The sequence below is a fragment of the Blastococcus atacamensis genome (genome assembly GCF_002938425.1).
GTDB lineage: Bacteria > Actinomycetota > Actinomycetes > Mycobacteriales > Geodermatophilaceae > Blastococcus > Blastococcus atacamensis.
Genome location: NZ_POQU01000094.1, coordinates 1 through 13614 on the forward strand (window position 1 = coordinate 1; position 13614 = coordinate 13614).

Below are 13614 nucleotides of genomic sequence, written 5' to 3' on the forward strand. Positions count from 1 at the left end.
CAAAGCCCTGACACGGGGTAATACTTGGCACTGACTTTCGGCACGCTGTTGAGTTCTCAAGGAGCGGACGCGCAGAAACTCGACCCTTCCGGGCTCCGTCCCTGGCTGGATGTCCAACTCTACGCCGGTTCCCAGAGCCTCGCTAGAGGAGGTCTGGCCCGGCGGCCCTTCCGGACCGCGCGGCGCATGGAGAACAGTACACGAACGCTCGGGGTGGTGTGCAACCCCCGGCGGAGCGGTCCGTGTCACACTCCGCGGGTTCCGGAACCCGTGCCCCCCAGGGGGTTGGACCGAGCCGGCTCACAGACCGAGGAAGCCCTCGATCCCCACTGTGAGCCCGGGTCGGCGGCTGATCTCGCGCACCGCCAGCAGCACGCCCGGCATGAACGATGCCCGGTCGAACGAGTCGTGCCGGATGGTGAGGGCCTCCCCCGCCGCGCCGAGCAGCACCTCCTGGTGCGCCACCAGGCCGGTGAGCCGGACCGCGTGCACCGGCACCCCTTCGACGTCGGCACCGCGTGCGCCCGGGAGCGCGTCGGTGGTCGCGTCCGGCGACGGCGGCAGCCCCGCCGCCCGCCGCGCCGCCGCGACGAGCCGCGCGGTGCGTACGGCCGTCCCCGACGGGGCGTCGACCTTGTTCGGGTGGTGCAGCTCGACCACCTCCACCGACGGAAAGAAGCGCGCGGCCTCCTGGGCGAACCGCATCAGCAGGATCGCTCCTATCCCGAAGTTCGGAGCGATGACGACGCCGAGGTCGGGCTTCGGCTCGAGCCACTCGGCGACCGTCGCCAGCCGCGCCTCGTCGAAGCCCGTCGTCCCGACGACGCAGTGGATGTTGTTGTCGATGCAGAAGCGGATGTTGTCCATGACGACGTCCGGCCGGGTGAAGTCGACGACGACCTGGGCGCCGGCGTCGGCGACGTTGAACAGCCAGTCGCCGTCGTCGACCATCGCCACCAGTTCGAGGTCCTCGGCGTCGTTGACGGCCTTGACCACCTCGGCGCCCATGCGGCCCCGGGCGCCCAACACCCCCACGGGGATCAACGAGGAGGTGGCGGCGGTCTGCTGGTCGGTCGTGGTCACCCGGTCAGGTTTCCCGGACGGCGTCCCCGGCGCAAGACAGCGGCCGGATCAGCCCGTCCTGCGGGTGGTCGCCGCCCACGCCAGCAGACCGAGGATGGCTCCGGCGACGTCCGCCAGACCGTCGATCGCCGAGGCGGACCGGGCCAACGGCGTCACGCCCTGGATCACCTCGCTGACCGCCGCGTAGCCGACCAGGCCCAGGAGCAGCGGCAGCCGGGCCACGCCGGCCCACCGACCGGTGAAGGCGAGTGCGGCGAAGAGCAGGACGTGCACGACCTTGTCCGTCCCCGGGGGTGCGGTCGGCACCCCCGGGGCCGGGAGGAACAGGACGACCAGCGAGACGAGCACGGCGACGCCGAAGACGGCGCGCGGCAGCACGCCGCCGAAGGGGCCCGGCACGTCAGAGCCTGTCGAGGTCGGACTCGCGGTAGGGCCCGACGACGGCCAGGCAGGTGTCCCGGCCGAACAGATCGGCCGCCACCGAACGCACCTGGGCCTCCTCGACGGCGTCGATGCGGGCGAGGACGTCGCGGACCGGCACGTACTCCCCGTAGGACAGCTCGCTCTTGCCCAGCCGGCTCATCCGCGAGCCGGTGTCCTCCAGGCCGAGGACCAGGCCACCGCGCAGTTGCCCGCGGGCGCGGGCGACCTCGTCGGCGGTGAGCCCATCGGCCGCGACGCGGTCGAGCTCGCCGCGGATCAGCCGCAGGACCTCCGGCACCCGCTTCTTGGAGCACCCCGCGTACACCGAGAAGGCACCGGCGCCGGCGTAGTGGGTGAGAGCGGAGCCGACGCTGTAGACCAGTCCCCGCTTCTCGCGGATCTCCTGGAACAGCCGCGAGCTCATGCCGCCCCCGACTGCGGCGTCCAGCACCGCGGCGGCGTAGCGCCGCTCGTCGTGGCGTCCCATGGAGGGTGCACCGAGCAGGAGGTGCGTCTGCTCGGTCCGTCGCGCGATCAGGCCCGCGCTATGCGCCGGGCGAACCACCTCGAGGTCCCCGGTGCGCAGCGGCGCCGGCTCGCCGGTCCCGGACAGCCGATCCCCGAAGGCCGCCGTCACCAGGTCCAGCACCTGCCGGTGGTCCACCCGCCCGGCCGCCGTCACCACGATCGAGGGGGCGGCGTACCGGGAGCGGTACCAGCCGTGCACGTCGTCGCGGGTCAGTCCCTCGATCGACTCGACGGTGCCGAGCACGGAGCGGCCCAGCGAGGTGTCGCCGAAGAGGGTCTCGGAGAACAGGTCGTGCACGGCGTCGGCGGGCTCGTCGTCGCGCATCGCGATCTCCTCGAGCACCACCGTGCGCTCGGACTCCAGATCCGCCGCGGTGTTGGTCGCCTCGGTGACCAGATCGGCCAGCAGCGTCACGGCCAGGGGCAGGTCGCTGGCGAGCACGTTCGCGTAGTAGCAGGTGTGCTCCTTGGCGGTGAACGCGTTCATCTCACCGCCGACCGCGTCCATGGCCGTCGCGATCTCCAGCGCCGACCGGGACGAGGTGCCCTTGAACAGCAGGTGCTCGAGGAAGTGCGACGAACCGGCCACGGCCGGCGTCTCGTCCCGCGAGCCGACGCCGACCCAGATGCCGAGCGTCGCCGAGAGCACGCCCGGCATCGTCTCGGTCAGGACCCGGAGGCCCCCGTGCAGCGTCGTGCGCTCCACCCGGCCACCGACCTCGTCGAGGTCGAGCAGCGCGGTCTCCCCGACTGGAACCGGGGCGGGTGCATCCGCACCCGCCCCGGTTCCGATCACGTCAGACGTGGTCACTCACCCGCAGGTGCGGCGGCCTCGGCCGGCGCCTCGGACGTGGCCTCGGCACCACCCTCGGCGACCGGCGCCAGGCTGATCTTGCCGCGGGCGTCGATGTCGGTGATCTCGACCTGCAGCTTGTCGCCGACGTTGCACACGTCCTCGACCTTGTTGATCCGCTTGCCGCCACCGAGCTTGCTGATGTGGACCAGGCCGTCCTTGCCGGGGAGCAGGGACACGAAGGCACCGAACGGCGTGGTCTTGACGACCGTGCCGAGGAACCGCTCGCCGACCTTGGGCATCTGCGGGTTGGCGATGGCGTTGATCCGGTCCACCGCAGCCTGGGCCGAGGGGCCGTCGGAGGCACCGACGTAGATCGTGCCGTCGTCCTCGATGGTGATGTCCGCGCCGGTCTCGTCCTGGATCGCGTTGATCATCTGACCCTTGGGGCCGATGACCGCGCCGATCTTGTCGACCGGGATGCGCACCGTGGTCACGCGGGGCGCGAACGGGCTCATCTCGTCGGGGGCGTCGATGGCCTCGCCCATGACGTCGAGGATGTGCAGCCGGGCCGCGCGGGCCTGGGTCAGCGCACCGGCGAGGACGTCGGAGGGAATGCCGTCGAGCTTCGTGTCCAGCTGGAGGGCCGTGACGAAGTCCTTGGTGCCGGCGACCTTGAAGTCCATGTCACCGAACGCGTCCTCGGCGCCGAGGATGTCGGTCAGCGCGACGTACTCGGTCTTGCCGTCGACCTCGTCGGAGACCAGGCCCATGGCGATGCCGGCGACCGGCGCCTTCAGCGGCACACCGGCGTTGAGCAGGGCCAGCGTCGAGGCGCAGACCGAGCCCATCGAGGTGGAGCCGTTGGAGCCCAGGGCCTCGGACACCTGACGGATCGCGTAGGGGAACTCCTCGCGGTCCGGCAGAACCGGGACCAGCGCCCGCTCGGCGAGCGCGCCGTGGCCGATCTCGCGGCGCTTGGGCGAGCCCACACGGCCGGTCTCACCGGTGGAGTACGGCGGGAAGTTGTAGTTGTGCATGTAGCGCTTGCGGCTGACCGGCGACAGCGTGTCCAGCTGCTGCTCCATGCGGAGCATGTTCAGCGTGGTGACGCCCAGGATCTGGGTCTCGCCGCGCTCGAACAACGCCGAGCCGTGCACCCGCGGGATGACCTCGACCTCGGCCGACAGCGGCCGGATGTCGGTCAGGCCACGACCGTCGATGCGGACCTTGTCGCGCAGGATCCGCTGGCGGACGACCTTCTTGGTCAGCGCGCGGAAGGCGCCGGAGATCTCCTTCTCGCGGCCCTCGAACTGGCCGGCCAGCGCGGCCTTGACCTCGTCCTTGAGCGCGTCGGTGGCGTCCTCGCGCTCGTGCTTGCCGGCGATCTGCTGCGCCTGGGCCAGCTTGTCGCCGACCTGCGCCTCGACGGCGGCGTAGACGTCGTCCTGGTAGTCCAGGAAGCGGGGGAAGTCGGCGACCGGCTTGGCCGCCTTCTCCGCCAGCGCGGACTGCGCGTCGCACAGCGCCTTGATGAACGGCTTGGCCGCCTCGAGGCCCTGGGCCACGACCTCCTCGGTCGGGGCGGTGGCGCCACCGGCGATGAGCTCGATGGTCTTCTCGGTGGCCTCGGCCTCGACCATCATGATCGCGACGTCGCCGTCGGGGAGCACGCGGCCGGCCACGACCATGTCGAAGACGGCGTCCTCGAGCTCGGCGTGGGTCGGGAAGCCGACCCACTGGCCGTTGATCAGCGCGACGCGGGTGCCGCCGACCGGGCCGGAGAACGGCAGGCCGGAGAGCTGGGTGGACGCCGAGGCACCGTTGATCGCGAGCACGTCGTAGAGGTGCTGCGGGTCCAGGGACATGACCGTGATGACGACCTGGACCTCGTTGCGCAGACCCTTGGCGAAGGTCGGGCGCAGCGGGCGGTCGATCAGGCGGCAGGTGAGGATGGCGTCCTCGGAGGGACGGCCCTCGCGACGGAAGAACGAGCCGGGGATGCGTCCCGCGGCGTACATCCGCTCCTCGACGTCGACGGTCAGCGGGAAGAAGTCGAACTGCTCCTTCGGCTGCCGGCCGGCCGTGGTGGCCGAGAGGAGCATGGTGTCGCCCATGGTGACGACGACGGAGCCGGCGGCCTGGCGGGCGAGCCGGCCGGTCTCGAAGGTGACCGAACGGCTGCCGAAGCTGCCGTTGTCGATGACCGCGGTGGCGGTGGTGACGCCGTCCTCGGCGTCGAACTCAGCGGTGATGGTGGGTGCGGACACTCGTCCTTCTCTCTTCTTCGTCGCAGCGGCCTCGTGCCGGTCTGCGACTCCTCTTGCGGCGGGCCCGTCAGGGGTCCTGCCGTCGTCGTCCGGTCGACCGGTGCTCGATCGAAGCCCTCGGGAACCGCGTTCCCCTGCGGAGGGGACCTGATGCGTGCCCGGGGGCCACTACCGAGGACCGGCCCGTCGCGGATCGCGTCGGGTGGGCTCGCCGTGGCCCGTGCGGCGGGTGCCGCACGAGAGAGGGGACCGTCCCGGCGTGAACCGGGGGCGGTCCCCTCGACGTACTAGCGGCGCAGGCCGAGCCGCTCGATGAGCGAGCGGTACCGGTTGATGTCGGTCTTCGCCAAGTAGTTCAGCAGCCGGCGACGCCGGCCCACCAGCAGGAGCAGTCCCCGCCGGCTGTGGTGGTCGTGCTTGTGCGCCTTCAGGTGCTCGGTCAGGTCGCTGATCCGGCGGGTCAGCATCGCGACCTGCACCTCGGGCGAACCGGTGTCCTTCTCGACCGTCGCGTACTCGGTCATGATCTGCTGCTTCGTCGCGCTGTCGAGCGCCATGGTTCGCCTCCTGGGCGGGTCACGTGTGGCCCTCGGTCTGACGCACGAGGGCAGGCTGCACACGCCGGTGGTACCGGCTGCCCCGAAGGTTACCAGCGGTCCCGGGGCCGGCCGATCACGGTGCGTCGCCGGACCGACCCGGCCGGGTCAGGACGCGTCGGGGAGGTTCAGCGCCCGGCGGGTGTCGGTGACGTCCTGCGCCATCGCGGCCAGCAGCGCCTCCACCCCGTCGAAGGCCGCCATCGGGCGCAGCCGGGTGGTGAACTCCACCCCGACGTGCTCGCCGTAGAGGTCGCCGCTGTAGTCCAGTGCGAAGGCCTCGACGGTGCGACGGGTGCCCTGGAACGTGGGGTTGGTGCCCACCGAGACCGCCGCCGGCAGGCGCTGGTCGCTGGTGCCGTCGTCGTGCCGGGTCACCAGGTGGCCCGCGTACACGCCGTCGGCCGGGATCGCGGTGTAGGGCGGGGTCTCGACGTTGGCCGTCGGGTATCCCAGCTCACGTCCCCGGCGGTGGCCCCGGACGACGACGCCGTCGACCCGGTGCGGCCGCCCGAGCGCCCGCGCCGCCGACACCATGTCACCGGCGGCGACGCAGGCGCGGATGTAGGTCGAGGAGATGGTGACCTCGCCGTCGTCGGACGAGTCCTGCGCCAGGGGTACGCCCTCGACCGCGAAGCCGAACCGCCGTCCCTCCTCCGCGAGGCTGGCGACGTTCCCGGCCGCCTTGTGCCCGTAGGTGAAGTTCTCCCCCACCACGACCTGCGCGGCGTGCAGCCGCTCCACCAGCACGGTGTGAGTGAAGGTCTCCGGTACCAGGCGGCTGAACTCCGCGGTGAACGGGAGCACGCACATGGCGTCGACCCCCAGGCCCGCGACCAGCTCCGCCTTGCGGTCCATCGACGTGAGGATCGCCGGGTGCGAGCCGGGGCGGACGACCTCCGCGGGGTGCGGGTCGAAGGTGAGCAGCAGGCAGGGACGCCGCATCGCCCGGGCCCGGGCGACTGCGGCCCCGATCAGCTTCTGGTGCCCGAGGTGGACGCCGTCGTACATGCCGACGGTGACCACGGTCCGCCCGAGATCACCGGGGGTCGCCTCCAGCCCCCGCCAGCGCAGCATGCGCCCGGCCCCGGTCAGGAGACCCGGTGCAGCCAGCCGTGGGTGTCGGCCACCCGCCCGTGCTGGATGCCGAGCAGGGTCTCGCGCAGCCGCATCGTGAGCGGGCCGGGGGTGCCGTCGCCGACGGCGAACTCACCGCTGCGGGCCTTGACCTCGCCGACGGGGGTGATGACCGCGGCCGTGCCGCAGGCGAAGGTCTCGGTGATGGAGCCGTCGAGGGCACCGCTGCGCCACTCCTCGAGGCTCACCTTTCGCTCGGTCACGCGGTGGCCGAGATCGCGGGCCACGGTGATCAGCGAGTCGCGGGTGATGCCCGGCAGCAGGCTCCCGGAGAGCTCGGGGGTCACCAGTTCGGCGTCGTCGCCGGAGCCGAGGACGAAGAACAGGTTCATCCCGCCCAGCTCCTCGATGTACTTCTTCTCCACGGCGTCGAGGTAGACGACCTGGTCGCAGCCCAGGGCGCTGGCCTCCTGCTGCGGCAGCAGGCTGGCGGCGTAGTTCCCGGCGCACTTCACGTCGCCGGTGCCGCCGGGGGCCGCGCGGGCGTAGTCCTCGGAGACGTAGACCGAGACCGGCTGCACGCCGCGCGGGAAGTACGCGCCCGCCGGGCTGGCGATGACCAGGAAGAGGTACTCGTGCGCCGGGCGGACGCCGAGGAAGGACTCGCTGGCCAGCTGGTAGGGCCGCAGGTACAGCGTCTGGTCGGCTCCGGTGGGCACCCAGTCGCGGTCGGCGTCGACCAGCGCCTCGACGGCGGCGAGGAACGCCTCCTCGGGCACCGGGGGCATCGCGAGCCGCTCGGCGCTGCGGACGAATCGCGCGGCGTTGGCCTCGGGCCGGAACATGGCGACACTGCCGTCGGGCTGGGCGTAGGCCTTGAGGCCCTCGAAGATCGACTGCGCGTAGTGCAGCGCGGCGGTGCCGGGGTCCATCGGCAGCGGGCCGTACTGCGTGAGCCGGGCGTCGTACCAGCCGCGGCCGGCCTGGTAGCGGGCCACGAACATGGAGTCGGTGAAGTACCGGCCGAACCCGGGGTCGGCCAGCAGCTCGGCGCGCTCGGCGAGAGAGCGGCGACGCACGTCGTCGGCGACCACCGGCACGTCCGCGAGGAACATCCGCGAGGAGGTACGGCTGTCGGCGAGCGTGTCGGTCATGGCTCCTACCCGGGCGTGCTCCGTCATGGCGCCGATCGGCGGCGCGCCGGACCGGCACCGGCTCCGCGGGCGTGCGGAACCGGTGCCGTCACAGTAGCCCGGCTCAGGCCTGGCTCTCCTTCGGCCCGGCGTTCTCCAGCACCTCGTAGGTCCAGACGTGGGCCGAGTGCGGCGCGGCCGGGGCCAGGGTGTCGCCGCCGCCGTCGTGGGCGCGGTCGAAGTCCTGGCCGGACTGCCAGGCCTCGTACGCCTCGACGGTGCTCCACCGGGTGTAGACGAGGTACTGGTCGGTGCCCTCCACGGGGCGCAGCAACTCGAACCACTCGAAACCGGGGGTGCTCTCGACCGCACCGGCGCGGCCGCGGAACCGCTCCTCGAAGCGCTCCTGCTTGTCCTTGGGCACGGTGATCGCGTTGATCTTCACGACGCTCATGGCCCTCCCGTTCCCGCACCGCGTCCCGGCCAATCGCAAGATCAACCACCGGCGTCCGCGGCCTACCCGCCACCAGGCCCCGCGCCATGACAGCATCCGCGCCATGACGACGTGCTGGTGGCGCCACCCGTAGGTGGCTGCGCTCCGTCGTCCCAGGCCACCCCTGTCGGTGGGCTTCCGCGGTCCACCGACGTCCGAGAGGACCGTCCGTGCCCGCGTCCGTCCAACTGCGCCCACTCCCCTCCCCCGCCACCGGTGAGCTGCCGACCCTGCAGCACGCCACCCACGTCACCGAGGCGCAGGCCTACGGCGACCCGTTCCTGCCCGCCCTGGCCCAGTCGCTCCACGAGCTCGTGGCCGAACGCGTCCACCTCGTCACGACGCTCCCCGGAGCGCAGCGGTGACCGGCCTGGCCGGCTCCGACGACATCGGCGACTACCTCGTCAGCGCCCGTTCCCTCGACGAGTACCGCGCCATGTTCGCCCTCACCGACGACGACCTCCTGGGGCGGGTCCTCGACTGCCCCGGCGGGGCGTCGAGCTTCACCGCCGCTGCGTGCAGCCGGGGCGCCCGGGCCGTCGCCGTCGACCCGGTGTACATCACCCGGCCGAGGCGTCTGGAGGAGCGGCTGACCGCCGAGCTGGAGCGCGGACAGGCCTGGGCGGCCGCCAACGCCGACCGGTACGCGTGGGACTTCTTCGGCGACCCCGCCGGTCATGCTCGCCACCGCGCCGACTCCGCCGCGCTGTTCGCCCGCGACCGCCGGGTGCAGCCGGAGCGCTACGTCGCCGCGGCCCTGCCGGCCCTGCCCTTCGCGGACCGGAGCTTCGACCTCGTCCTGTCCTCGCACCTGCTGTTCACCTACGCAGACCGCCTGGACGCCGCCTTCCACGTCGCGGCGCTGCGCGAGATGGCCCGGGTGTCCCGAGCGGGCGTCCGGATCTACCCCCTGGTCGACCAGGCCGGCCGCGCCCAGCCACGCCTCGTCGCCCACCTGGTCGACCGGCTCACCGGCGCCGGGCTGCAGGCACACGAGGGGCCGGTCGGGTACGGCTTCCAGCGCGGTGCCCGCACGATGCTCGAGGTGTCGGTGTGAGACGGATCGACGAGCGTCAGGACGCCGGAAAGCCGACCGTCACCTTGGCCGTGCGACCGGTGTCCTCGATCAGCGCGACCAGCCGCCCGTCGGGGTCGACGGCGGCGTGCAGCCCGTCCGCGCCGGTCGCGGGGATGCGCTGGCCGTAGCCCAGCGCCACCGCCTCCTCGGCGGTCAGCGCCCGCTCCGGGAAGACGAGGCGGGCCGCTTCGGTGAGGCCGAGGAAGCCGGGGCCGCCGCCGCCGACCAGCGACGCGGCGGACTCCTCCACCGTGCCGGCCTGCGCGACGGCGAAAGGACCGGAGATGGTGCGGCGGAGCGCGGTGAGGTGGCCACCCACGCCCAGCGCGGTCCCGGCGTCGCGGGCGATGGCGCGGATGTAGGTGCCGGCGGTGCACTCGACGGTGACGTCGACGTCGACCAGGTCCGGTCCGGGCCGGGTGGTGCAGTGGACCTCCAGCCGGTGCACGGTGACCGAGCGGGCGGCGAGCTCGACGGCCTCCCCCGCGCGCACGCGGTCGTAGGAGCGGCGGCCGTCGACCTTGACCGCGCTCACCGCCGAGGGCACCTGCTGCAGGGCGCCGGTCTGGGCGGCCAGGGCGGCGCGGACGGCGTCGTCGTCCAGGTGGGCGGTGGAGGCGGAGCTCAGCAGCTCGCCCTCGCGGTCGTCGGTGACCGTGGCCTGACCGAGGCGGATGGTCGCCTCGTAGGTCTTGTCGTGACCACCGACGTGGCCCAGGAGCCGGGTGGCGGTGCCCACGCCCAGGACGAGCAGGCCGGTCGCCATCGGGTCGAGGGTGCCGGCGTGGCCGACCTTGCGCACCGACAGCGCACGCCGGGCCCGGGCGACGACGTCGTGGGACGTCATGCCGCCGGCCTTGTCCACCAGCAGCAGACCGGGCGGGACGTCGGCATCGGGTCGGCGCGGGCTCATGCCGCAACCGTCTCAGGTGTGCCGCACCAGCGGTTCCCCGCCACCCGGAGGACGGTGCCGACCAGCCGCAGGACGATGAAGACGCTCAGCCCGGTCCAGACGCCGGCCAGCCCCCAACCGAGCGGCAGCGCCAGCAGCGACAGGGGCAGGAAGCCCAGCAGCGCCGAGCCGATCGTCAGCGTCCGCAGGTACCCGACGTCGCCCGCCCCGATGAGCACGCCGTCGAGGGCGAAGACGAGACCGGCCAGCGGTTGCATCCCGGCCAGGAACCACCAGACGGCCTCGGCCTGCGCAACCACCGCGGGGTCCCCGGTGAACAGCGGGAGCAGGAGCCCGCGCAGGCCCAGGAGCAGCCCGCCGATCAGAGCTCCGGTCCCCAGCCCCCAGAGGGCGACACGGCGGGCCGTGGCTCGGGCCTCCGCCGGGAGGCCCCGGCCCAGCGCCTGCCCGACCAGGGTCTGCGCGGCGATCGCGTAGGCGTCGAGCACCAGCGCGAGGAACAGGAACAACTGCAGGGCGATCTGGTGGGCCGCCAGCGGCACGGTCCCCGCCCGGGCAGCGACGCCTGCGGCGGCCAGGAAGGCCACCTGCAGCACGGCGGCGCGCAGCAGGAGGTCCCGGCCGATGACCAGCTGCGCCCGGACGGCGGCGGGGCGCGGCCGCCAGGCGACCCGCTCCCGGGCCAGGGCGCGGAGGAACAGGCCGGCCGTGACCGCCTGGCCGGCGACGTTGGCGACCGCGGAGCCGGCCAGCCCGAGCCCGGCCGGGTACACGAGCACGGGGCAGAGCACCAGGCTCAGCAGGCTCCCGGCAAGGACGTAGCGCACCGGACGGCGCAGCTCCTGCACCCCGCGCAGCCATCCGTTGCCGGCCAGGGACACCAGCAGCAGCGGCGCCCCGAGCGAGGCGATCCGCAACCACCGCTCCCCCGCCTCCGCCACCGGCCCCGGTCCGCCGGCCAGCGCACGGGTCAGCGGACCGGCCAGCAGCTGGAAGACGACCAGCACGAGCAGACCGAGGGCGACTGCCAGCCAGGTGGCCTGGACGCCCTCGGACACCGCACCCGGCCGGTCCCCCGCGCCGGCCCGGCGGGCGGCTCGCGCGGTCGTGCCGTAGGCGAGGAAGTTCAGCAGTCCCGCAGCCCACGCCAGCAGGCCTCCACCGACGGCCAGCCCACCGAGGGCGACAGTGCCCAGGTTGCCGACGACGGCGGTGTCGACCAGCAGGTACAGCGGCTCCGCGGCGAGGACGACCAGTGCCGGCAGCGCCAGCGCCGGGACCGAGGGCGCTGCCCGCTCTGTGCGCTCAGCCAAGGACGAGCTGGTCCCGCAGCGCGGCGACGGTTCCCTCACGGTCCAGGGAGGAGGTGTAGCCGGCGGCCGCGCGGTGGCCGCCGCCGCCCAGAGCCATGGCCACCCGCGCGACGTCGGTGCCACCACGCGAGCGCAGCGACACCGTCCACGAGCCGTCGGCCTGCCCCTTGAGCACGCACGCGACGTCGGCCTCCTCGGCCGAGCGGATGACGTCGACCAGCGCCTCGAGCTGCTCGCCCGCGAGGCCGTGCTCGCCTGCCTCGGCGGTGCTGGACCAGGTCCACACCAGCCCGGCGCCCACCTCGGGCTCGAGCGTCGCGCGGCCGGTGACCGCCGAGAGCAGCCCGAGCCACCCGAACGGCGCGGTGTCGAACAGCCGGCGGCTGATGGCGGCGTGGTCGATGCCCGTGCTGAGCAGCCGGGCGGCGAGCTCGTGGGTCTCCGGGCGGGTGCTGCCGAAGCGGAAGGATCCGGTATCGGCGGCGAGCCCGGCGTACAGGCAGGTCGCCAGGTGCTCGTCCAGCGTCACGCCGAGCCCGTCGAGCAGGTCGGCGACCAGGGTGACGGTGGCCGGGGCGGCCGGATCGACCACGCGCAGCTGTCCGAACCCCGGGTTGCTCGCGTGGTGGTCGACGACGACCGACGTCCTGGCCCGCTCCAGCAGCGGAGCGAGCTCACCCAGCCGACCCGGCGACGCGGCGTCCAGGCTGACGAACACGTCCGGCGAGGACGGCACGGAGCCCGAGGGGACGAGCCCTTCGGCACCGGGGATCCAGCCGAGCGAGGCAGGCAGCGTGAAGGGTCCGGGGAACGTGGCGAGCACGCGCGCGCCGCGGCGCCGCAGCCCCTCGGCGAGGGCCAGCGTGCTGCCCAATGCGTCCGCGTCGGGCTGCACGTGTCCGGAGAGGACCACGGTCGCGCGCGCGTCCGCCGCCTCGGCCAGCAGGCCGGACGCCACGCGCAGGGCATCGGCGAGATCCGGGCCCACCGGCTCGCGCGGGGTCGTGGTTCGGGCGCTCACGCGCCCGGGTCGGGGTCGGCCACCCGGCCGCCCTGGTGCTCGGTGATGTCCCCGCCGCCGGGGGCGTAGGTCGGACCACCGTCGTCGGGCTCGTCGGAGGCGATGCTCGGAGCGTCGCCGATCTGCCCGCGCTTGCCGCCGTCGGTGGGATCTCCGGCGTCGGGAACGGGCTGCCCGCCCAGGACGGACCGGCCCTGGCCCTCGCCGGGCTCGTACGGATCGGGGTCGTTCTCGCTCACAGCGCGCTCCTGGTGTCCACAGCGGCGTCCTCGCCCCTGTCATCGGCAGTGTCGGAGGCGACCGGGTCGGAGTCGTCCTCGTCGTCGTCCTCCGCCGGGCGGCGGTAGGGGTCGGCCTCGCCGGCGTAGCTGGCGCCCTCCCGGGCGCGGGCGAGCTCGGCGTCGGCGTGACGGGCACGCTCGAGCGCCTCCTCGAGCTCACGGGCGGTGTCCGGGACGATGTCGGCCACGAACTCCAGCGAGGGGACGAACTTGATCCCCGTCTGCTTGCCGACCGTCGACCGCAGCACACCGGTGGCGCTGGAGAGCGCCTTCGCCGAGTCGGCGATCGCGGTCTCGTCGCCGTAGACGGTGTAGAAGACCGTGGCCTCGCGGAGGTCGCTGGTCACCCGGGCGTCGGTGACGGTCACCATGCCGAGCCGCGGGTCCTTGATCTGGGACTCGATCGCGGCGGAGACGATCTGACGGATGCGCACCGCAAGCTTGCGTGCGCGGGCCGGGTCGGCCATCGGAACTCCAAGGTGAGAGAACGGAGCGGCCCCCTCGCAGGGACCCGTACGGCCCTGTCCGGGGTCCCGCCCCGAGCTTGCGAAGGGCCGTCCCTTACAAAAGTCTGACGCTGCCGACGAAAGGGAAAGTGTAAAACTCGTTTAA

At 73.2% G+C, this 13614-nt stretch carries 15 protein-coding genes; 2 read left to right on the plus strand and 13 right to left on the minus strand.

Annotated elements, in window-relative coordinates; all coding sequences use genetic code 11:
* Positions 1–300: 300 nt before the first annotated feature.
* From dapB to C5508_RS16920, 8 genes are all read right to left on the minus strand, one after another.
* Positions 301–1083 (minus strand): 4-hydroxy-tetrahydrodipicolinate reductase, encoded by a 783-nt coding sequence (gene dapB, locus C5508_RS16885; protein ID WP_104526102.1) that lies wholly within the window; start codon positions 1081–1083, stop codon positions 301–303.
* Between the two features lie 48 nt (positions 1084–1131).
* Complete coding sequence (locus C5508_RS16890) at positions 1132–1482, minus strand: VanZ family protein (RefSeq protein WP_104526103.1); 351 nt, start codon at positions 1480–1482, stop codon at positions 1132–1134.
* 1 nt (position 1483) lies between these two features.
* Complete coding sequence (locus tag C5508_RS16895; protein ID WP_232797233.1) at positions 1484–2845, minus strand: M16 family metallopeptidase; 1362 nt, start codon at positions 2843–2845, stop codon at positions 1484–1486.
* Positions 2842–5097 (minus strand): polyribonucleotide nucleotidyltransferase, encoded by a 2256-nt coding sequence (locus C5508_RS16900; protein ID WP_198598148.1) that lies wholly within the window; start codon positions 5095–5097, stop codon positions 2842–2844. Before C5508_RS16900 ends, C5508_RS16895 begins: the two co-directional genes overlap by 4 nt.
* Before the next feature lie 287 nt (positions 5098–5384).
* Positions 5385–5654 carry a 30S ribosomal protein S15 gene (gene rpsO, locus C5508_RS16905; protein ID WP_104526104.1) on the minus strand — a complete coding sequence of 90 codons (270 nt, stop codon included), beginning with the start codon at positions 5652–5654 and terminating at the stop codon, positions 5385–5387.
* A gap of 147 nt (positions 5655–5801) precedes the next feature.
* On the minus strand, positions 5802–6770 hold the full coding sequence (locus C5508_RS16910) for a bifunctional riboflavin kinase/FAD synthetase (protein ID WP_104526105.1): 969 nt from the start codon (positions 6768–6770) through the stop codon (positions 5802–5804).
* A 14-nt stretch (positions 6771–6784) separates the two neighbouring features.
* Entirely contained in the window at positions 6785–7924 is a 1140-nt protein-coding gene (locus tag C5508_RS16915; RefSeq protein ID WP_198598149.1) for a branched-chain amino acid aminotransferase, read from the minus strand.
* 103 nt (positions 7925–8027) lie between these two features.
* A complete protein-coding gene (locus C5508_RS16920) occupies positions 8028–8357 on the minus strand; it encodes an antibiotic biosynthesis monooxygenase family protein (protein WP_104526106.1) in 330 nt (109 codons plus the stop codon).
* 209 nt (positions 8358–8566) lie between these two features.
* On the opposite strand from C5508_RS16920, the gene C5508_RS16925 reads away from it, so the two are divergent.
* Positions 8567–8761: a hypothetical protein gene (locus C5508_RS16925; protein ID WP_104526107.1), complete on the plus strand. Its 195-nt coding sequence runs from the start codon at positions 8567–8569 to the stop codon at positions 8759–8761.
* Positions 8758–9453: a methyltransferase domain-containing protein gene (locus C5508_RS16930; RefSeq protein WP_104526108.1), complete on the plus strand. Its 696-nt coding sequence runs from the start codon at positions 8758–8760 to the stop codon at positions 9451–9453. The genes C5508_RS16925 and C5508_RS16930 overlap by 4 nt, the downstream gene beginning before the upstream one ends.
* A 16-nt stretch (positions 9454–9469) precedes the next feature.
* On the opposite strand, the gene truB is transcribed toward C5508_RS16930, so the two are convergent.
* From truB to rbfA, 5 genes are read right to left on the minus strand one after another with little or no spacing between them, the layout of a single operon-like run.
* Positions 9470–10387 carry a tRNA pseudouridine(55) synthase TruB gene (gene truB / locus C5508_RS16935; RefSeq protein WP_104526109.1) on the minus strand — a complete coding sequence of 306 codons (918 nt, stop codon included), beginning with the start codon at positions 10385–10387 and terminating at the stop codon, positions 9470–9472.
* Positions 10384–11700: an MATE family efflux transporter gene (locus C5508_RS16940; RefSeq protein ID WP_104526110.1), complete on the minus strand. Its 1317-nt coding sequence runs from the start codon at positions 11698–11700 to the stop codon at positions 10384–10386. The genes truB and C5508_RS16940 overlap by 4 nt, the downstream gene beginning before the upstream one ends.
* The gene (locus C5508_RS16945) at positions 11693–12721 is read right to left on the minus strand and encodes a DHH family phosphoesterase (protein WP_232797234.1); all 1029 of its coding nucleotides are present in this window, start codon (positions 12719–12721) and stop codon (positions 11693–11695) included. The genes C5508_RS16940 and C5508_RS16945 overlap by 8 nt, the downstream gene beginning before the upstream one ends.
* The gene (locus C5508_RS16950; RefSeq protein ID WP_104526112.1) at positions 12718–12960 is read right to left on the minus strand and encodes a hypothetical protein; all 243 of its coding nucleotides are present in this window, start codon (positions 12958–12960) and stop codon (positions 12718–12720) included. The genes C5508_RS16945 and C5508_RS16950 overlap by 4 nt, the downstream gene beginning before the upstream one ends.
* Positions 12957–13469, minus strand: a complete 513-nt coding sequence (gene rbfA / locus C5508_RS16955) for a 30S ribosome-binding factor RbfA (RefSeq protein WP_104526113.1) — start codon at positions 13467–13469, stop codon at positions 12957–12959. The genes C5508_RS16950 and rbfA overlap by 4 nt, the downstream gene beginning before the upstream one ends.
* Positions 13470–13614: the final 145 nt, after the last annotated feature.